Annotated in this window: 21 protein-coding genes; 12 read left to right on the top strand and 9 right to left on the bottom strand. The window is 68.8% G+C overall.

Features of this window, described 5'->3' with window-relative positions:
- Positions 1-10: 10 nt before the first annotated feature.
- Complete coding sequence (locus tag KAH28_RS03220; RefSeq protein ID WP_290574370.1) at positions 11-331, bottom strand: glycine zipper domain-containing protein; 321 nt, start codon at positions 329-331, stop codon at positions 11-13.
- A gap of 154 nt (positions 332-485) precedes the next feature.
- Between KAH28_RS03220 and KAH28_RS03215 the strand changes: the two genes are divergently transcribed.
- Entirely contained in the window at positions 486-1,463 is a 978-nt protein-coding gene (locus tag KAH28_RS03215) for a quinone oxidoreductase (RefSeq protein ID WP_290574369.1), read from the top strand.
- Between the two features lie 12 nt (positions 1,464-1,475).
- Here KAH28_RS03215 and KAH28_RS03210 read toward each other — a convergent pair whose 3' ends face one another.
- Complete coding sequence (locus KAH28_RS03210) at positions 1,476-1,913, bottom strand: DUF3293 domain-containing protein (protein WP_290574368.1); 438 nt, start codon at positions 1,911-1,913, stop codon at positions 1,476-1,478.
- Between the two features lie 136 nt (positions 1,914-2,049).
- Here KAH28_RS03210 and KAH28_RS03205 point away from each other — a divergent pair, with 136 nt between their 5' ends.
- The 5 genes from KAH28_RS03205 (at position 2,050) to speD (ending at position 5,828) form a co-directional block, all read left to right on the top strand.
- Entirely contained in the window at positions 2,050-2,646 is a 597-nt protein-coding gene (locus KAH28_RS03205; protein WP_290574367.1) for an aminodeoxychorismate/anthranilate synthase component II, read from the top strand.
- Positions 2,643-3,677, top strand: a complete 1,035-nt coding sequence (trpD, locus tag KAH28_RS03200) for an anthranilate phosphoribosyltransferase (RefSeq protein WP_290574366.1) — start codon at positions 2,643-2,645, stop codon at positions 3,675-3,677. The genes KAH28_RS03205 and trpD overlap by 4 nt, the downstream gene beginning before the upstream one ends.
- Positions 3,674-4,468, top strand: a complete 795-nt coding sequence (gene trpC / locus KAH28_RS03195; protein WP_290574365.1) for an indole-3-glycerol phosphate synthase TrpC — start codon at positions 3,674-3,676, stop codon at positions 4,466-4,468. Before trpD ends, trpC begins: the two co-directional genes overlap by 4 nt.
- A gap of 16 nt (positions 4,469-4,484) precedes the next feature.
- Positions 4,485-4,904, top strand: coding sequence for an OsmC family protein (locus KAH28_RS03190; RefSeq protein ID WP_290574364.1), 420 nt, complete (start codon positions 4,485-4,487; stop codon positions 4,902-4,904).
- Between the two features lie 114 nt (positions 4,905-5,018).
- The gene (gene speD, locus KAH28_RS03185) at positions 5,019-5,828 is read left to right on the top strand and encodes an adenosylmethionine decarboxylase (RefSeq protein WP_290574363.1); all 810 of its coding nucleotides are present in this window, start codon (positions 5,019-5,021) and stop codon (positions 5,826-5,828) included.
- Positions 5,829-5,831: 3 nt separating this feature from the next.
- On the opposite strand, the gene KAH28_RS03180 is transcribed toward speD, so the two are convergent.
- Positions 5,832-6,497 (bottom strand): MliC family protein, encoded by a 666-nt coding sequence (locus KAH28_RS03180; RefSeq protein WP_290574362.1) that lies wholly within the window; start codon positions 6,495-6,497, stop codon positions 5,832-5,834.
- Between the two features lie 14 nt (positions 6,498-6,511).
- On the opposite strand from KAH28_RS03180, the gene KAH28_RS03175 reads away from it, so the two are divergent.
- Positions 6,512-6,898 (top strand): hypothetical protein, encoded by a 387-nt coding sequence (locus KAH28_RS03175; protein ID WP_290574361.1) that lies wholly within the window; start codon positions 6,512-6,514, stop codon positions 6,896-6,898.
- Here the strand turns inward: KAH28_RS03175 and coq7 are convergent.
- The 6 genes from coq7 to KAH28_RS03145 all read right to left on the bottom strand — a co-directional run bounded on the left by coq7 (position 6,886) and on the right by KAH28_RS03145 (position 13,489).
- Entirely contained in the window at positions 6,886-7,473 is a 588-nt protein-coding gene (coq7, locus tag KAH28_RS03170; RefSeq protein WP_366918114.1) for a 2-polyprenyl-3-methyl-6-methoxy-1,4-benzoquinone monooxygenase, read from the bottom strand. The genes KAH28_RS03175 and coq7 overlap by 13 nt on opposite strands.
- A 53-nt stretch (positions 7,474-7,526) precedes the next feature.
- Positions 7,527-7,817: an oxidative damage protection protein gene (locus KAH28_RS03165; RefSeq protein WP_290574359.1), complete on the bottom strand. Its 291-nt coding sequence runs from the start codon at positions 7,815-7,817 to the stop codon at positions 7,527-7,529.
- Positions 7,814-8,887: an A/G-specific adenine glycosylase gene (gene mutY / locus KAH28_RS03160; RefSeq protein WP_290574358.1), complete on the bottom strand. Its 1,074-nt coding sequence runs from the start codon at positions 8,885-8,887 to the stop codon at positions 7,814-7,816. The genes KAH28_RS03165 and mutY overlap by 4 nt, the downstream gene beginning before the upstream one ends.
- Positions 8,888-11,209, bottom strand: coding sequence for an AsmA family protein (locus KAH28_RS03155; protein ID WP_290574357.1), 2,322 nt, complete (start codon positions 11,207-11,209; stop codon positions 8,888-8,890).
- Positions 11,210-11,367: 158 nt separating this feature from the next.
- Positions 11,368-12,582 (bottom strand): acyl-CoA dehydrogenase family protein, encoded by a 1,215-nt coding sequence (locus KAH28_RS03150; RefSeq protein WP_290574356.1) that lies wholly within the window; start codon positions 12,580-12,582, stop codon positions 11,368-11,370.
- A 97-nt stretch (positions 12,583-12,679) separates the two neighbouring features.
- Positions 12,680-13,489 carry a glutaminyl-peptide cyclotransferase gene (locus tag KAH28_RS03145; protein WP_290574355.1) on the bottom strand — a complete coding sequence of 270 codons (810 nt, stop codon included), beginning with the start codon at positions 13,487-13,489 and terminating at the stop codon, positions 12,680-12,682.
- A gap of 149 nt (positions 13,490-13,638) precedes the next feature.
- On the opposite strand from KAH28_RS03145, the gene KAH28_RS03140 reads away from it, so the two are divergent.
- The 5 genes from KAH28_RS03140 (at position 13,639) to KAH28_RS03120 (ending at position 18,348) form a co-directional block, all read left to right on the top strand.
- Positions 13,639-14,079, top strand: a complete 441-nt coding sequence (locus KAH28_RS03140; RefSeq protein WP_290574354.1) for a histone H1-like repetitive region-containing protein — start codon at positions 13,639-13,641, stop codon at positions 14,077-14,079.
- Between the two features lie 154 nt (positions 14,080-14,233).
- Positions 14,234-15,085 (top strand): YicC/YloC family endoribonuclease, encoded by an 852-nt coding sequence (locus tag KAH28_RS03135; protein ID WP_290574353.1) that lies wholly within the window; start codon positions 14,234-14,236, stop codon positions 15,083-15,085.
- Positions 15,078-15,731, top strand: a complete 654-nt coding sequence (gmk, locus tag KAH28_RS03130; RefSeq protein WP_290574352.1) for a guanylate kinase — start codon at positions 15,078-15,080, stop codon at positions 15,729-15,731. The genes KAH28_RS03135 and gmk overlap by 8 nt, the downstream gene beginning before the upstream one ends.
- A 38-nt stretch (positions 15,732-15,769) precedes the next feature.
- Positions 15,770-16,039 carry a DNA-directed RNA polymerase subunit omega gene (gene rpoZ / locus KAH28_RS03125; RefSeq protein ID WP_290574351.1) on the top strand — a complete coding sequence of 90 codons (270 nt, stop codon included), beginning with the start codon at positions 15,770-15,772 and terminating at the stop codon, positions 16,037-16,039.
- A gap of 128 nt (positions 16,040-16,167) precedes the next feature.
- Positions 16,168-18,348, top strand: coding sequence for a bifunctional (p)ppGpp synthetase/guanosine-3',5'-bis(diphosphate) 3'-pyrophosphohydrolase (locus KAH28_RS03120; protein WP_290574350.1), 2,181 nt, complete (start codon positions 16,168-16,170; stop codon positions 18,346-18,348).
- Positions 18,349-18,395 lie beyond the last annotated feature (47 nt).

Below are 18,395 nucleotides of genomic sequence, written 5' to 3'. Positions count from 1 at the left end.
GAAGCCGGTGTCAGCAGCGTCCCTTCTTCGCCTGGCCCGGCGGGCAGAAGCGGCCCTGGCCGCGGTGGCCGTCATGCGCGCGATGATGGTCGCCATAGCGGTAGTCGTCCCGCCGGTAGTCACGGTCGTCGTCGGTGGCGATCGCGGCGCCGCCGGCACCGCCCAGCGCGCCACCCAGGATGGCACCGTCGCTGCCACCCACCTCGTTCCCGATCGCTGCGCCGATGGCGCCGCCGATGCCGCCTCCGATGGCCGCATCCACCGAATCGTCCGCCCATGCGGGGAGGGCCAGTGTGGTGGCGATCAGCATCGTTCCGAAGACATGTTTCATGGTGCTTCTCCTTTGCGGCGGGTTCCGGTACCACGGGATGCATGCTGCCCATCGGGGCGTGAGCCATTGCTGAACACGCCGCACCCCGCCGACGCGCTTGCCCCCGGGCCGCGAGTGCCCGACCATGCGGCCGATCCGGCTCAGGAGCGCATTCGTGCCGAAGCAGTGTCAGTTCGATGGTCCAGGCGGTCCGGAGGTCATCCGGTGGTCCGATGCGCCGGAGCCGGTACCCGGCGAGGGCGAGGTGGCGATCGCGCATACCGCGGTCGGCGTCAATTACATCGACGTCTATCACCGCAGCGGGCTGTATCCGGTGCCGCTTCCGAGCGGGCTGGGCATGGAAGCCGTCGGTACCGTGACCGCGGTCGGTGCGGGGGTTGCGGGCTTGGCGCCCGGTGATCGGGTCGCCTACGCCAGCGCGCCGCTCGGTGCCTACGCCGAGGCGCGCGCGATGCCGGCCGACCGGGTGGTGCGCGTGCCGGATGCCCTGGATGACCGCACTGCGGCCGCAATCATGCTCAAGGGCCTCACCGCGCACGCGCTGTTGTTCCGCGTCTTCCCGGTACGGGCCGGGCACCACGTGCTGGTTCATGCCGCGGCGGGAGGCGCCGGCAGCCTGCTGTGCGCGTGGGCGCATCATCTGGGTGCCCGTGTGATCGGTACGGTGGGTTCGGCCGCCAAGGCCGAGCGGGCCCTGGCGACGGGCTGCGATGCGGTCGTCCGCTACGACCGCGAGCCGGTGGCCGAGACGGTGCGCGGACTGACCGACGGACGCGGTGTCGATGTCGTCTATGACGGCGTCGGGGCGGCGACCTTCGAGGCCTCGCTCGATGCGCTGGCGCCGCTCGGCATGATGGTCAGCTTCGGCAATGCCTCCGGCGCGGTGCCCGCCTTCGCGCCCGGCGAGCTCGCGCGCCGCGGCTCGCTGTTCCTGACCCGGCCCAGCGTGGTCGACTACACGCGTTCGCGCGCCGACCTGGAGACCGGTGCCGCGGCGGTGTTCGAGGCCGTCGCCGCCGGCGTGCTGCGACCGCACATCGGGCAGACCTACGCGCTCACCGATGCCGCCCGCGCGCACCACGATCTGGAAGACCGCAGGACGGTCGGGGCCAGTCTGCTGCTGCCGGCCTGAAGCGACGCGGCGCTATCGGCGCACCCACAGCAGGCGCGCGCGCGAGCCGCGCGACAGCCAGACCACCGCGTTCTGCCGGAAGCGCGCCGCCAGCCGCCGTGCCTCGCCGCGCGACAGGCCGGCGACGATCAGGCTGTGCTCCGGTGGCCAGTCACCGGCGTCGGCAAGATTGCGGCCGGGCAGCATGGGGTGCGGCATGGCGTGCAGCAGATGCAGCAGCGCGCACTGCGCGCGCCGGTTCGCGGCGCGCGAGTGCTGCCGGCTGTGCGGGTTGCACGCCGTGATGACGGTGGCGGTCCCGGATGCGTGCTCGTCCATCCAGGCGTCCACCGCCGGTGCCGGATGGCCGATGCGGATGTCCTCGGTCGTGGTCGGGAGATAGACCCGGTAGCGCGTGGCGCGGTAGGGCGCGTCCCAGGCGCTGCGGTTGGCGCGCGGCAGCTTCGGCAAAGCAGTCTCCTTCCGGCAGCCGGTGTTGTCCGCAACATGCGCCGCTTGCGCACGCGTTGCAAGGCCGGCGCGCCCGGCGCTTGCTACCATTCCGCGCAGCGGGCGCCTGGGCGCTCATTCTCCGCGGGTCTCGGGCATGGTTCTGGTCGTCGACAACTACGATTCCTTCACCTACAACCTGGTGCAGTATCTGGGCGAGATCGGCGCGCAGGTCGATGTGGTGCGCAACGACGCCATGAGCGTCGACGACATGCTGGCGCGGGCGCCCGATCACATCCTGCTTTCCCCCGGGCCGTGCACGCCCAACGAGGCGGGCGTGTGCCTGGAGCTCATCGAGCGCGCCGCCGGTCGCATCCCGATCTTCGGCGTCTGCCTGGGCCACCAGGCCATCGGTCAGGCCTTCGGCGGCAGCGTGGTGCGGGCGCGCGAGGTCATGCACGGCAAGACTTCCGAGATCCATCACACCGGCGCCGGGGTCTTCTCCGGCCTCGACAGTCCGCTGACCGCGACGCGCTACCACTCGCTGATCGTGGCCCGGGACGGTCTTCCGGACTGCCTGGAGCTGACCGCCTGGACCACCGATGCCGACGGCGCGGTCGACGAGATCATGGGCTTCCGCCATCGCGAGCTGCCCATCGAGGGCGTGCAGTTCCATCCCGAGTCGATCCTCTCGGAGCACGGGCACGCCATGCTCCGCACCTTCCTCGGCTACCGCATTCCGGAGGCGGCATGAACTTCACCGCCCAGCAGGCCCTCGCCCGGGTCATCGATCATCGCGAGATCTTCCACGACGAGATGATCGCGCTGATGCGCGCCATCATGCGCGGCGAGGTGTCGCCGGTGCTGACGGCGTCGATCCTCGCGGGGCTGCGCGTCAAGAAGGAGACCGTCGGCGAGATCGCGGCCGCCGCGCGTGTCATGCGCGAATTCGCGCGTGCCGTGCCGCTGGCCGACCGGGAGCACTTCCTGGATATCGTCGGCACCGGTGGTGACGGCGCGCACACCTTCAACATCTCCACCGCCAGCATGTTCGTGGCCGCGGGCGCCGGTGCCCGGGTGGCCAAGCACGGCAACCGCTCGGTATCGAGCGCCTCCGGCGCGGCGGACGTGCTCGGCGCGCTGGGCGCGACCATCGAGCTGCAGCCCGAGGACGTGGCGGCGTGCATCGAGGAATGCGGCATCGGTTTCATGTTCGCGCCCATCCACCATCCGGCGATGAAGGAAGTCGGACCGGTGCGCAAGGAGATGGGCGTGCGCACCATCTTCAACATCCTCGGGCCGCTGACCAACCCGGCCGATGCGCGGCACTGCCTGATGGGCGTGTTCCACCCCGATCTGGTCGGCATCCAGGCGCGCGTGTTGCGCGAGCTGGGGCTCACCCGCGCGCTGGTGGTCTGGGGGCGTGACGGTCTCGACGAGATCACGCTGGGCGGGTCGACCTACGTCGCCGAACTCTCCGACGGCGAGGTCCACGAGTACGACATCCATCCCGAGGACTTCGGACTGCCCATGGCGTCCAGTCGTCAGCTCGCGGTGGACGGGCCGGAGGCGTCCCGGGCGCTGGTCGAGGCGGTGCTGGCCGACACGCCGGGTCCGGCGCGCGACATCGTGCTGCTCAATGCCGGGGCGGCGCTCTATGCGGCCGCGATCGCGGATTCCATCGACGAGGGTGTGGAGCGGGCGCGCGACAGCATCGCGTCCGGCGCCGCTCGCGCGAAGCTCGAGGCCTTCGTGCGCGCCACCAACGGGCGCGCCGCGGCATGAGCGACATCCTGGACACCATCCTGGAGCGCAAGCAGGACGAGCTGCGCGCGCTGCGCAAGCGCTACAGCCTGCGCGACCTCGAGGAGCGCGCGGGCGAGGCGGGCGACACGCGCGGATTCGCCGATGCGCTCGCCGCCACCGCCAAGATGCGCGCCGCGGTGATCGCGGAGATCAAGCGTGCCAGTCCCAGCAAGGGCCTGATCCGCGAGGACTTCGACGGTGCCTGGATCGCCGGGCGCTACGCCGAGGGCGGCGCCGCCGCCCTGTCGGTGCTGACCGACCGCGACTTCTTCGGCGGTGGCGAGGAGATCCTGATCGCCGCGCGCGCCGCCTGCGAGCTGCCGGTGCTGCGCAAGGACTTCCTGGTGGACCCGATGCAGGTTCTGGAGGCCCGCGCCATGGGCGCCGACTGCATCCTGCTGATCGCCGCCGCGCTCTCCACCGCGCAGATGCGCGAGCTCGACGTGCTGGCGCGCGATCTGGACATGGACGTGCTGGTCGAGGTGCACAGTCGCGACGAGCTCGATGCCGTTCTGGGCGCCGGTTTGCCGGCCGGCTATCTGCTGGGCATCAACAATCGCGATCTGCGGAGCTTCGAGACGCGGCTGGAAACCACGCTCGATCTGCTGCCGCATCTGTCTCCCGAGCTGCCCGTGGTCACCGAGAGCGGCATCCACACGCGCGACGATGTCGAGCGCATGTGCCGCGCCGGCGTCGAGCGCTTCCTGATCGGCGAGTCGCTGATGCGCCAGTCCGATCCGGGCGACGCGCTGGCGCGACTGATCGACTGAACCGAGGAAATCCGCGATGGAAGTCACGGTACGACATACCAGCGGCGCGCAGTTCGTCGGCGAGACCGGCAGCGGGCACGCCATCGTCATCGACGGGCCGGAGGACATCGGCGGCCGCAACACCGGCGCGCGTCCGATGGAGCTGATGCTCCTGTCGGTGGGGGCCTGCTCGGCGGTCGACGTGCTGCACATCCTGCGCAAGGGGCGGGCCGACGTGCGCGACTGCCGCGTGCAGGTGCGCGGTACGCGCGCCGACACCGAACCCAGGGTGTTCACCGACATCGCGCTGCACTTCACGGTCGTCGGCCATGCGCTCAGGGAGAATCAGGTGGAACGCGCGGTGCATCTGTCTGCCGAAAAGTACTGCTCCGCATCGATCATGCTGGGGGCTTCGGCCCGCATCACGCACAGCTTCAGTGTCGAGGCGGTCGACTGACCGCATTGCCCCCGACATCCTGTAACACCCTCCAACCACGTCTCATTCATAATGTGCGGCCCGCGCGACCGATCGCGCGCGACCGCTCCTTGACTCGACACGGAGACGCAGAAGTTGCCCAAGAAGACGGTCCGCAACCCCCGGCTCAAGCTCCACGGCTTCAACAATCTCACGAAGTCGCTGAGCTTCAATATCTACGACATCTGCTACGCGCGCTCGGCCGAGCACCAGCAGGAATACATCGAGTACATCGACGAGGCCTACAACGCCGAGCGGCTGACCGACATCCTCAGTCAGGTGTCGAACATGATCGGCGCGCAGATCCTCAACATCGCGCGCGAGAACTACGAGCCGCAGGGCGCCTCGGTCACCATGCTGATCTCCGAGGGGCACATCGACAGCGGGTCGCACGGCAAGCACAAGGACAAGGTCGAGAAGGAGTCCGTGGTCGGGCATCTCGACAAGTCCCACATCACCGTGCACACCTATCCGGAGATGCACCCGGACAACGGCATCTCCACCTTCCGCGCCGATATCGACGTCTCGACCTGCGGGAAGATCTCGCCGCTGAAGGCGCTCAACTTCCTGATCAACAGCTTCGACTCCGACATCGTGATCATGGACTACCGCGTGCGCGGCTTCACCCGCAACGTCCGCGGCTCCAAGCACTTCATCGATCACAACATCGACTCGATCCAGAACTTCATCTCGAAGGACATCAAGGACCGGTACGACATGGTCGACGTCAACGTCTATCAGGAGTACATGTTCCACACCAAGATGCGCCTCAAGGATCTCGACCTCGAGACCTACCTGTTCGGCGAGGGCGTGCGCGAGTTGCCGCCGCGCGAGGCGAAGCGCATCCGCGGGCGCGTCAACCACGAGATCATGGAGATCTTCTACGGGCGCAACATCTCGCGCTAGCGTTCAGTCGTAGCGCCGCCCGCAGCCGTCCATGCGCTGACCGTCGACGACCACGCGCACGCGCAGCGGGAATCCGACACCGCTCATGCCATCGCGGCAGTCCGTGCGCTCGGTCGTGACGCGCAGGCTGTGGGTGCCCGAGGATGCAATGTAGCCATCATCCGTGGGCGTGACCGACGCGAACTGCACGGTCGCGTCGCCGTACTGCGTCACCAGGCGCGCCGTCGGGGCCTCGCCGCGCTCGATTTCCAGCATCCAGCCGGGCTCGTTGCCGGCGGCGCGCAGCGCCAGATCATCGGGGACGTCGAGCCAGGGCGAGGACGTGTCGGTGGGCCGGCAGTCGACCGTTGCGTCCGTGCCGGGTGGCGTCAGCACGGCCTCGTCACCCTTGCTCCAGAACACGATTCCATCGGCGCCGGCGTAGCGAGCGCCCGACGCCGATACGGTCCGGTCGAGCAGGTACTCGCCGCCCGGCAGCATGAGGAGCAGATCTCCGGACGCGGCGCGATGGTGGCTGCGCGCGGCCCACGGGCCGCATTGCCAGCGCTCGGCGCCCGCGGGCAGGGCGGACGCCGCACTCGCGGAAGGCGAGTCCGGGTCGGGCGTGCACGCACCGAGCGCGACAAGGAGACCGCCGGCGGCGATCAGGCGCAGACTGGCATCGTTCATCGGCTCAGGCTAGCGTGGCAGGCCTGAACCGCAACCGCACGATCGCCATGTTCCGCAATGCCGTACTGCTGCCGAGTCTCGCGCTGCTGATCGCGGCCTGCTCGGGCGCCCCCGATCAGGCGGATGTCGCGAGCGCGGTGGCACGACTCTACGACGAGGATCTGCGCAGCGAGCGCGAGGTCCTTGCGGGTGTGGGCATGGACGGGCTGCTGCCGAGCCTGGTCACGGCCGAGAAGCTGGCCTGCGCGACATCCGCGACCGGGCGCGGCTATGACTGCGATGTGCGGCTCGTCACCGAACAGTTCGGCAGTCGGAGCAGCACCGTCACGGCGATGCGGCTGGTGGCGGGAGCGGACGGCTGGTACGTGGCCGACGCCGAGCGATCCGGTCAGAACCAGTAGGCGGTGCGCGTCATCACGCGCGCCACCGCGCGCATCGCCATGCGCACCGGAAAGGGCAGATCGGTGCCGCCGGCGGCGCGTGCCTCGGCGCCGTGCCGCTCCTCGTCGACGCGCATCTGCTCGAGGATGGCGCGCGAGCCGGTGTCGGCCGCCGGCAGCCGCGTCAGGTGGCCCTGCAGATGCTGCACCACCTGCTTCTCGGTCTCCTCGACGAATCCGAGGCTCCACTTGTCTCCGGCGGCGGCCGCGAAGGCGCCCATCGTGAAGGAGGCGCCGTACCAGAACGGCTGGAGGCGGCTGGGGCCCTCACCGAGCTCGTGAAGGCGCTCGGTGCACCAGTCGAGATGATCGCGCTCCTCGGCGGCGGCGCTGCGGAGGTGGGCGCGGACGACGGGGTCGCGCGCGAGCAGCGACTGCCCGTGGTAGAGCGCCTGTGCCGCGACCTCGCCGGCATGGTTGACGCGCATGAGGCCGGCTGCGTGGTGGCGCTGCGGCGGCGTCAGCGTGCGCGCCTCATCGTGGTCGGGGCGAGGCCGCGGACGCGGTGCGGGCGCGTCGGCTTCGCGACCGGCAATGACATCGCCGGCGCGCGCGAGCAGGTGGTCGAGACCGCTCAGCCGGCGCGTCACTAGGTGTCCTTCGCGGCGTCCTTGGGCGGCGGCACGTAGCCGGTCTCGGCGAGCTCGCCGCCGCCGAACAGGAACTTCTCCATTTCCTGGCTGAGGAAGGTGCGCGCCTGCTTGTCGGCGAGGGAGAGCCGGTACTCGTTGATGACGCGGGTCTGGTGCGCCTTCCACTCCTCCCACGCTTCCTTCGAGACGTTGTCGAAGATGCGCTGTCCGAGATCGCCCGGGTAGGGCGGCGCGTCGAGTCCCTCGGCCTCGCGTTGCAGTCGGACGCAATGGACGGTACGGGTCATTCCGGTGGCTCCTCGAGGCTGTGCAGCAGGCGCCGGATCGGGGCGGGGAGACCCAGCGCTCTTGCGGACCCCATTGTATGCCAGGCGCCTTCGGGTTCGCGCAGCAATGGCGTGGCGTGCGCAACCGGTGTGCACCACAGCGGCTGCAGGTGCCAGATGAAGTGCGTGAAGCCGTGCGTGACGGCAGCCGGAGGGGTATCGGTGTCCGCTGTCACGCCGAGGTCGTGCAGTGCGGCCTCGTCGGCCCGTTCGACGATGGGCGGTGCCCACAGACCGCCCCAGATCCCCGCGGGCGGCCGGCGCTGCAGCCAGATGCGACCGTCGCCCCGCTGGATGAGCAGCAGATGGGCGTGCCGCTCGGGTCGGTCGCGGCGGGGACGCGGCGTGGGCAGCTCGGCGACGCGTTCCTCGATGCGTGCCCGGCAGTCGTCGCCGACCGGGCACTGCGCGCAGCCCGGGCGCCGTGCCGAACAGACGCTGGCGCCGAGGTCCATGATGGCCTGCGTGTAGTCGGCCATGCGCGTGTCCGGCAGGCGCGCGTCGGCTTCGGCCTGCAGCGTGCGCGCCACCGCCGGGCTGCCCGGCCATCCCGACACCCCCGCATGGCGGGCGAGCACCCGCTTCACGTTGGCGTCGAGGATGGCGCGGCGTTGCCCGAAGGCCTGTGCGCAGATGGCGGCCGCCGTGCTCGGTCCTATGCCCGGAAGGGCCACGAGGGCGTCGTAGTCGTCGGGGACCTCGCCGTCGTGCTCCGTCATCACGCGCTGCGCGGCGGCGTGCAGGTTGCGGGCGCGCGAGTAGTAGCCGAGCCCCGACCACATCGCGAGCACATCGTCGGCGTGTGCACACGCGAGCGCCGCAGGCGTCGGGAAGGACGCCATGAAGCGCAGGAAGTAGGGCGCCGCGGTGGCGACCTGCGTCTGCTGCAGCATGATCTCGGAGACCCATACCCGCCAGGCCGTGCGCGGGTGCTGCCACGGCAGATCGTGCCGACCGTGGTGTGCGTGCCAGGCGAGCAGGCGCTCGGCGAAGGGCTTCTCGCGCGCCGCGGGCGAAGCGCTTGCCGTCACCTAGGGCGAATCGGCCGCGCCGGGCTCGGTGGTGCCTTCGGTATCCGCATCGGCATCGGCATCCGAGCCGGCGGCGGGCTGCTGCTCGCTGCCACTGCCCGCCTCGGGTTGCTGCTGCTTCGGCTCTTCCTTCTTCGGATTGCGCTCGGGCCGGCCGAAGAGGTTGCGCAGGGCATCGCCGGCGGCCTCGCCCAGCTCCTTGTCGATCTTCTCCTGCAGTCGGCGCTCCTCGGCCTCGACCTTCCCGCGCAGCTCGTCCTTGCGCTCGTCGGCCGCTTCGCGCAGCTTGCCGGTGGCCTGCTGCTGCAATGCGGCCTTGAGATCGATGCCGATCTTGGGATCGGCCCAGCTGCCGGTGATGCGGATGGGGATCTCGATGCCGGCGAGCTCCGCGAGGTCGGCGCCTTCCTGGCCCTTCAGTGTCCTGACGATGCTGGGACGGGCCAGTACGTCGAGCTTCTCCGCGGACAGGTCGACCGTGCCGTCACCGAGCAGCCGGAACAGCGGATTGCGGCCGTCCAGCTCGCTGATCCGCAGCACGCCGTTCTCGATGCGCGCGCCCGCCACCAGAGAGGCGAAATCGGTCTTGAGCTTCTCGTCGGTGGCCTTGACGGCTTCGCCGCTCAGCCGCGCGCGTGCGTTGCGGATGGTCCGCGCGATGTCGAAGCCCTTCACCGCGCCGTCGGTCAGTCGCACGCTGAGGGTGCCGTTGAGCGCGCTGCGCAGATCGCCGACGGTCTCGCCGCTGGTGGCGATATCGACCTGCATGTTGGCCAGCCCCTCGACCAGATCGCGGCCCAGGAAGTCGGACAGCAGGTTGCCGCCCGCCACCGAGGCGAGATCGAAGCGGGTGGTGTAGCGCGGCGTCCTGCCGGGCGTGACCGAACTGGTGAGATCGATGTTGCCGCCGTAGAGCTGCGCGGTCAGGCGCTGGGTCTTGGTCTTGCCGCGCGGAGCGTCGACCCGGAGGGTGACATCGCGCATGGTCATGCCCTGCGCGATCAGCTCGCCGATCCGGATGCTGCCTTCGGCATTGATCTGCTCCAGCAGCTCGACCGGGATGCGGATGTCATTGATATCGCCGGATGGTTCGCTGTCCTCGCCGGTCTGCTCGGAGACCTGCGCCTCCGGTGGCATGTAGCGGTCGACATCGATCCGGTCGACGTCCACCTGGAAGCCGATGCGCTGGGTGGCGAAGTCGCGCACGGCGGCATTGCCGGTGACTTCGGTGTCGTCGAAGCGCAGGGTGAGCTCGGGGATCTCGGCACTGGAGGTGCCGGCGTTGAAGCGCAGGTCGAGCTTGGCCTTGTCGAGCACGCCGCTGTCGCGCGTTTCGGGCAGCTCGATGGCCAGCACCTCGGCAACCGCGCGCGGCGAGAACTCGCGGGTGGCGAAGGTGCCGGTGAAGCTGGGCGTACCGCCCGCCAGCCCCGTGCCGTCGAGGACCAGATCGGCGGTCAGTCCGGCCGCCTGCACCCGGCCGTCGGGCAGCGACAGCCGGCCTTCCTCGCCGTTGTAGTCGGCGCTGCCGGTGAACTCGACGACCTGCTTGCCGTTCGGGATGGCGTCGCCCTCGGCGACGATGTTGAGCGCGATCTGGGTGATCTCCGCGCTCATGGTCGCGATGTCGGCATCGACCACGCCGGAGAGCTGCATCTCGGCGCCGACGGCGGGCTGCGTTCCGTCGTAGCGCGCCTTGAAGTTCACCATCACCGGCTTGCCGGGCTGGATCCGGCCGGTCGACAGATCGAGATCGCTGATGCGGTGCTCGGTGCCGGCGGCGGCATCGCGATAGCTGAGCGCCGCGTCCTCGATGCTGATGCCCGAGACATCCAGGCTGCGGATGCTGGTGCCGCCCTTCTCGGCGATCGGTTCCTCGGATTCGGCGGGCGGCTGCTCCGCCTGCTCGCTCGAGCGCTCGGCAAGGTCGGCCCAGTTGGAGCGTCCCTGCGCATCGACCGCCAGATTGAGCCGCAGGCCCTTCAGCGTGATCTCGTCGAGCACGATCTCGCGACGCAGCAGCACCGGCAGCAGCTCGATGCCGGCCGAGACTTCGGCGACCTCGGCGAAGGCCTCGTCACCGAAGCCCTCCGCATTGCCCAGGGTCATGCCCTCGGCGCCGACCGCGAGCCAGGGGAAGATGCTCAGCGAGAGGTCGCCCTCGATGGCGAAGCTGCGACCGGTCTGCTGCTCGACCGCGCCGGCGATCTCGTCGCGGTAGTCGTTGGGATCGAACAGTGCGGCTGCGGTGGCGAGCGCGCCGATCAGCAGGAGAATGATGACGGCGATGACGATCGCAGCGATCTTGAGGAACTTGGCCATGCCCGCTTCCGCGTTCGATTTGAACGCCGGAGTCTAGCGAATGTGGCATGAACGCCGTCTTGCTGGCCGCAAAAAAAACGGGCGGCACCGGGCCGCCCATACGCGTCGTCTCCCCCTCTTGTTCCGGTCGTCTCTCCGGTCCGTATCGGTTGCTCCGCTCAGGCGGCTTCGGTGGCCCTGCTCCGGTCACCGGTCGTTTCGGTGGTCTTCTTCTTCCTGGGCAGCGTGCCCATCAGCTTGCAGATGATGCCCAGCATGATCTCGTCGGCGCCACCGCCGATCGATACCAGACGCGAATCGCGGAACGAGCGCGCCACCTCGGACTCCCACATGAAGCCCTGTCCGCCCCAGAACTGCAGGCAGCCATCGGTGACCTCGCGCGCGACGCGGCCGGCCTTCAGCTTGCACATCGACGCCAGCTTGGCGACCTCTTCCATGCCGGCCTTGCCGCCGACATAGAGCTCGGTGGTGCGGTAGACCATTGCGCGCAGGCATTCCACCTCGGTCTGCAGCTCGGCCAGGCGGAAGTGCACGTACTGGTTGTCGAGCACGCTCTGGTCGAAGGCCTTGCGGCCGCGCGCATATTCGATGGTCTCGCTGATGATGTGGTCCAGGGCCTCGATCATCGAGGCGGCGCCGAACAGGCGCTCTTCCTGGAACTGCATCATCTGGTAGGTGAAGCCCATGCCTTCCTGACCGACAAGGTTGCGGCGCGGCACGCGCACATCGTCGAGGAAGATCATCGCGGTGTCCGATGCGCGCATGCCCAGCTTGTCCAGCTTGGTCTCGCGCTGCACGCCCTTGGCATCGAGCGGCACGATGATCAGCGACTTGTTCTGGTGCGGCTTGCCGTCGCTGGTGTTGGCCAGCAGACAGGCCCAGTCGGACTGGGTGCCGTTGGTGATCCACATCTTCGAGCCGTTGATGACGTAGTCGTCGCCATCGACGCGCGCGGTGGTCTTGATCGAGGCGACATCCGATCCGGCGCCGGCCTCCGAGACCGCGATCGAGCAGCACTGCTCTCCGGCGATCACCGGAGCCAGATACTCGCGGCGCAGCTCGGCGGAACCGAAGCGTGCCAGCGCCGGTGTCGCCATGTCGGTGACCACGCCGACGGCCATCGGGATGCTGCCGCTGCTGCAGTTGCCGAGGGCCTCGGCGAAGCGCAGCTCGTAGGAATAGTCGAGCCCCAGACCGCCATCGGCCTCGGGCTTGTTGATGCCGAGCAGGCCGAGCTGTCCCATGCGCTTGAGGATCTCGTGCGCCGGCCAGATGCCGTCGGCCTCCCACTGCGGAATGTTGGGATTGATCTCGTCCTCGACGAACTTCCTGGTGGTGTTGTAGAGCGCGTCGTGTTCGTGGGTAAATTCCATTACCGATTAGGTCCCGGTCCGAAGGCCGATGCAGGTGTGCCGCAGGTTGTACCACCGTCGCTGCGCAGCGGGCAAGCAGAGCGCCGGGGCGTAATCATCATTTCCTTCTGGTCGCGCGCTCTGCCGCACAGGCGTGCGTGATCGGGGGGATCCGGGGGGCGATCTCGTAGCGTTCGGGCCAGCGCTTGCCGGTGACATGCAGATGATCGGTGCGCGCATCGTGGGCGATGCCGTTGAGCACGTTGTTCACCGAATCCCAGAACATCGGGCGGTCGAATCGCTCGCCGAGCGGAGCCAGATCGAGCCAGCCGCAGACCGATCCGGTGTGCGGGTTGATGGCGGCAACGCGATCGCTGCCGAAGATGTTGGCCCACACCAGCGTGCCGTCGTGCTCGAGCTCGTTGAGCCTGCCGATGGCGCGAATGCCGTCGCGCACGATCACGCTGCGCAGGACATCGAAGGTTGCGGGATCCCGGAATGTCAGTCGTTCCGATCCGTCGCTCATGATGAGCGCGTCGCCGTCCCATGTGAGGCCCCAGCCCTCACCCTCGTAGTGGAACCGATGCGCGTTGCCGAGGCGCCGGTCGAGACGGCGCGCGATCCCGTTGCGCCAGGTCAGCAGCCAGATGTGCTCGCCGGCAAAGGTCGCGCCCTCCGCAAACTCGCCCGCGGGGAGACGGCGTCCGGCAATGCTTCGCTCGGCGTTCTCGGTGACGACGAAGGAGTCGTTGAACCCGCCGGAGGATTCGAGCCAGATGCCGTCCTCGAGATCGAGTCCCTGGGTGAAGCGGTCCGGATCATGGACGTGGGTGGCGACCAATTCCCACTCGATGATCGGTGCCTTGTCGGAAGATGCCGTATCCGGACTCGCGATGGCGCAACCGAACAGAAGCAGTGCTATCAGCAAGCTTCGCCATGTGCACGCAAGTGACCGAATGTTTGCTTTTATTGCCGTCATGCGTCAGAGTCATCGCCGACGTTGCTGACCTTCACATCGGTGAAAAAAAGTCAAGCAGCGTCGTGTCCGGGGAGCGGCTGCAGGCCGCACGTTAGCAGGTGCGAATCAAGGAGCAAGCCACCATGGCAGTAACCAAGAGTGCATCCAAGAAGACGGCAGCCAAGAAGGCGACCGCGAAGAAGTCAGCGGCCAAGAAGGCGGCTGGCAAGAAGAGCGCGGTCAAGAAGGCGGCGGCGAAGAAGTCGGCCGTGAAGAAGGCCGCCGTCAAGAAGTCGGCTGCCAAGAAGGCCACTGCCAAGAAGTCGGCCGTGAAGAAGACTGCCGCCAAGAAGTCGGCGGCCAAGAAGACCGCGGTGAAGAAGGCCGCCGCCAAGAAGTCGGTGGCCAAGAAGGCGACCGCCAAGAAGGCCGCCGCGAAGAAGGCCGTCACCAAGGGCACCAAGGCCCTGAAGTCGGCAGCCGACAGCGCCATGACCAGCGCGCGCAAGACCGCCGCAAAGGTCGGGAAGCGCGTGAAGTCGATTCGCAAGAAGAAGTAGCCGTACGCGGCGGCGACGGGTGAAACGGGCCCGTCGTCCCTGATCCGCACCGGATGGGATTCGCGCCGGCCGGAGCTGCTCCGGCCGGCGCGATCGCAGTCGCCGCTACAATGCGCGCCCATACCCATTTCCGGGCACTGACATGACGCAGAGCATGACGGGCTTCGCCCAGGGCGAGGCCGAAGCGCCGGGCGGTATCGTTCGCTGGGAGCTTCGCTCGGTGAACCATCGCTTTCTCGACATCAGCTTCCGCGTGCCCGAGGATTTCCGATCGCTCGAAGGTGCGTTGCGGCAGAGTGCGGGGCGCGCATTGTCGCGGGGCAAGGTGGATGCGCAGATGCGCTACGTCACCGATAGCGCCGCTTCCGAGATCGAGATCGACGAGACGCGACTGGAACAGCTCCGCCAGGCGATCGATCGCACCGAGCGCGCATGGGGTTCGCTGAACACCCCCGACCCACTGCGCGTTCTGCAGTTCCCCGGCATCGTGCGCGAGCGCCAGCATGATCTCAGCGCTCTTCACGAGGCCGCGACCCGCGCATTCGAGGCCGCGCTCGAGGATCTGCGCGCGGCACGGGCACGCGAAGGCGAGCGACTTGCCCAGGTGCTTGCCGAGCGCTGCGATGCACTCACGGGACAGGTCACTGTCGTGCGCGAGCGTCTGCCCGTCGTGCGCGAGGAGTGGCTGGAACGTCTGCGCACTCGCTGCCGTGATCTGGGCGTGGAGGTCGACGCCGGCCGGCTCGAGCAGGAACTGGCGATGGTGGCCCAGCGCGCCGACGTCGACGAGGAGATGGTCCGGCTGGAGGGGCATATCGAGGAAGTCCGGGCGGTGCTCGGCCGTGACGACGCCGTGGGCCGGCGCCTCGATTTCCTGATGCAGGAGCTCAACCGCGAAGCCAACACCCTGTCGTCCAAGTCGCAGGATGCCGAGCTCACCCGCGCCGCGGTCGAGATGAAGGTCGTCATCGAGCAGATGCGCGAGCAGGTGCAGAATATTGAGTAACCGCCAACCGGGCGTGCTGGTGATCGTCTCCGCGCCGAGCGGGGGCGGCAAGAGCACGCTGACCCGTACCTACGTCGAGGCCAGTCGCGGCGGTCCGCACCCCGCCGAGCTGTCGATCTCGTACACCACGCGAGCGCCGCGGCCGGGCGAAGTGGATGGCGTGCACTATCACTTCGTCGACGATGCGCGGTTCCGCGCCATGATCGATGACGGAGCCTTTCTCGAGTACGCCGAGGTCTTCGGCCGCTTCTACGGGACCGGGCGCGACGTGACCGAGGCCGAGCTCGCCGCCGGTCGCGACGTCATTCTGGACATCGACTGGCAGGGCGCCCGTCAGGTCCGGCAGGCGGTGCCCGAGGCCGTGGGCGTGTTCATCCTGCCGCCGTCGCGCGACGAGCTCGAGGCGCGACTCCGCGCCCGTGCCCAGGATGACGAGGACACGATTGCGCTGCGCATGGCCGAGGCCACCAGCGAGATGCAGCACTGCCACGAGTACGACTACCTCATCATCAACGACGACCTCGCGGCGGCGCACGCCGATTTCGCCGCGGTCGTGCGGGCGGCGCGCTCGCGCAACGCCGTGGTGCGCCGGCACCAGGCCGGGCGCATCGACGACCTGCTGGCGGACTACGGGGCTAGCGGGTAGACTGTGCGGCTTCCCTAGACCAGCTTCCCAGGACGTTCATGGCACGCGTAACCGTTGAAGACTGCCGCGAGCACATTTCCAACCAGTTCGACCTGACCCTGGTGGCGGCCAAGCGCGCGCGTCAGCTCACGCGCGGGGCCGAGGCCCACATCACCTGGGGCAACGACAAGTCCACCGTGGTGGCCCTGCGCGAGATCGCCGACGGCCACGTCGACAAGGCGGTGCTCGAGGAGCAGGACCTGCCTGCCGTGTCGGCGCCGAAGGTCGAGCTCGAAGCGCTCGATCCGCTGGACGCGCTCGACATCTAGTTCCGCCCGCCGGTGCGTGTTCCGCACCGGCGCCCGCGGGCAGCCGGTGGCGCCCGTGACGCTTCCGGGCGCCCCCCCGGATCCGGTGCGGCTGTCGTGACCCACCGGCGCGCCCCTATACTGGGGCCATGACCCGCCAGCAGCTCCCCGTCATCGGCCGTATCGGCAATGCGCTGCGCGCGCAGCGCGTGGCGCGCACCTTCGGCATCGATGCGCTGGCGCGCGTGCTCGAGGCCTATCTCACCGGCGACCAGATCGACGAGGTGCGTCGCGCGCACGCCCTGGGCCAGCAGCTGCACGCCGGCCAGACGCGGACCAGCGGCGAGCCCTACATCTATCACCCGCTGGCGGTGGCCCGGATCCTGGCCGAGATGCGGCTGGATCACGTCACCATCATCGCCGCCATTCTGCACGACGTCATCGAGGACACCGCGGTCACCAAGGCGGAGATCGCGCGCGACTTCGGTGACGACGTCGCGGAGCTGGTCGACGGTGTCTCGAAGTTCGATCGTGCCGAGGGCGTGTCGCGCGCGCAGGCGCAGGCCGAGTCGGTGCGCAAGCTGCTGCTGGCGATGACCAAGGACCTCCGGGTCATCCTCATCAAGCTGGCCGACCGCCTGCACAACATGCGCACGCTCGGTGTCATGGAGGCCGGCAAGCGCCGCGAGAAGGCGCTGGAGACCCTGCAGGTCTACGCGCCGATGGCGCACCGCCTGGGCATCCACTTCCTGCGGGTGGAGCTGGAGGATCTGGCCTTCGCCAATCTCTATCCGCAGCGCTACCGCGTCATCGAGCATGCGGTGCGCCAGCAGATCGGCAATACCCGCAAGAACATCTCGGAGATCGAGTCGCGGCTGTCGCGATCGCTGCGCGACGAGGGCATCGGCGCCACCGTCGTCGGACGGCAGAAGAACCTCTACAGCATCTACGAGAAGATGCGCCGCAAGAAGCTGAAGCTTCCGGCGGTGATGGATGTGCTGGGCTTCCGCATCGTGGTGTCGAAGGTCGACGAGTGCTACCGCGCGCTGGGCATGGTCCACCATTGCTATCGCCCCATCTCGGAACTGTTCAACGACTACATCGCCAACCCCAAGTCGAACGGTTACCAGAGCCTGCACACCACCTGCATGGGGCCGCACGGGCGCAAGATCGAGGTCCAGATCCGCACCCGCGAGATGCATCACATCGCCGAGAGCGGCATCGCGGCGCACTGGCAGTACAAGCTCGGCGGCAGCGGCATGCAGCACACCGCGCCCGAGACGCGCGCGCGCGAATGGCTGTCCTCGCTCTTCGAGCTGCAGGACTCGGCCGCGGCAGTGGACTTCTTCGAGACCGTCAAGATCGACCTGTTCCCTGACGAGGTCTACGTCTTCACGCCCAAGGGCAAGATCCTGCGCATGCCGCGCGGCGCGACTGCGGTGGACTTCGCCTACGCGGTGCATTCCGAGCTCGGTGATCGCTGCGTGGCGGCGCGCATCGACCAGCAGCTGGAGCCGTTGTCGGCGACGCTGCAGAACGGCCAGACGGTGGAGATCATCACCGCGCGTCACGCCCAGCCCAACGCCGCGTGGCTGAACTTCGTCAAGACCGCCAAGGCGCGTTCCTGCATCCGCCACTATCTGCGCAACCTGCGCGAGGACGAGGCCATCCGGCTGGGCAAGCGGCTGCTGGAGCGTGCGCTCCGCGGCCTGGAGCTGTCCGCCAACGTGCTGCGCGGCGAGGCCGTGGAGCGCGTGCTGACGCTGTACAAGCTCGACGATCTCGAGACGCTCTATGCCGACATCGGGCTCGGCCGCCGACTGGCGCCCCTGGTGGCGCGCCACTTCCTGCCGGAGTCGGAGTCCGGGCGCACCGCGGGCGAGGGGCCGGCGCTGGCGGTGGAGGGTACCGAGGGGCTGGTGCTCGACTACGGCAAGTGCTGCCATCCGCTGCCCGGCGACGAGATCCGCGGTCACGTCAGCGCCGGCCGCGGTCTCATCATCCATCGCGCGGTCTGCAAGCAGGCCGCGAGCGGCGTGCGCGCGGCACCGCAGGACTGGATACCGCTGGCGTGGTCCGAGGAGGTGGCGGGGTCGTTCTCGGCCGAGCTCCGCGTCAAGGCGCTGAACGAGCGCGGCGCGCTCGCCGACATCGCGACCGAGATCGCCAATGCGGAGTCGAGCATCGAGAACGTCCAGATGAGCGAGCGGCACGACGACGAATCGGCCGACATCCGCTTCGTCATCGGCGTCCGCAACCGCACGCATCTGGCGCGCGTGCTGCGCCGTGTCCGTCGCATCTCGGTGGTGGCGCGCGCCCAGCGCACCTGACCGCGCGCGCTCCGGCGCGCCTGGCGCGCTATATTCGCGGCCCAACC

The organism is Algiphilus sp. (assembly GCF_023145115.1).
In the GTDB taxonomy this organism is placed as follows: Bacteria; Pseudomonadota; Gammaproteobacteria; order Nevskiales; family Nevskiaceae; genus Algiphilus.
Note: the sequence above shows the minus strand (reverse complement) of the source record. Positions and strands in the feature narration are given on the sequence as shown.

Coding starts and splice junctions, on each gene's coding strand:
- KAH28_RS03135 (WP_290574353.1), top strand. CDS start 14,234: ATGACGGGCTTCGCCCAGGGCGAGGCCGAAGCGCCGGGCGGTATCGTT.
- trpC (WP_290574365.1), top strand. CDS start 3,674: ATGAGCGACATCCTGGACACCATCCTGGAGCGCAAGCAGGACGAGCTG.
- KAH28_RS03155 (WP_290574357.1), bottom strand. CDS start 11,209: ATGGCCAAGTTCCTCAAGATCGCTGCGATCGTCATCGCCGTCATCATT.
- KAH28_RS03120 (WP_290574350.1), top strand. CDS start 16,168: ATGACCCGCCAGCAGCTCCCCGTCATCGGCCGTATCGGCAATGCGCTG.
- trpD (WP_290574366.1), top strand. CDS start 2,643: ATGAACTTCACCGCCCAGCAGGCCCTCGCCCGGGTCATCGATCATCGC.
- KAH28_RS03205 (WP_290574367.1), top strand. CDS start 2,050: ATGGTTCTGGTCGTCGACAACTACGATTCCTTCACCTACAACCTGGTG.
- rpoZ (WP_290574351.1), top strand. CDS start 15,770: ATGGCACGCGTAACCGTTGAAGACTGCCGCGAGCACATTTCCAACCAG.
- KAH28_RS03165 (WP_290574359.1), bottom strand. CDS start 7,817: ATGACCCGTACCGTCCATTGCGTCCGACTGCAACGCGAGGCCGAGGGA.
- KAH28_RS03180 (WP_290574362.1), bottom strand. CDS start 6,497: ATGAACGATGCCAGTCTGCGCCTGATCGCCGCCGGCGGTCTCCTTGTC.
- KAH28_RS03150 (WP_290574356.1), bottom strand. CDS start 12,582: ATGGAATTTACCCACGAACACGACGCGCTCTACAACACCACCAGGAAG.
- KAH28_RS03220 (WP_290574370.1), bottom strand. CDS start 331: ATGAAACATGTCTTCGGAACGATGCTGATCGCCACCACACTGGCCCTC.
- KAH28_RS03190 (WP_290574364.1), top strand. CDS start 4,485: ATGGAAGTCACGGTACGACATACCAGCGGCGCGCAGTTCGTCGGCGAG.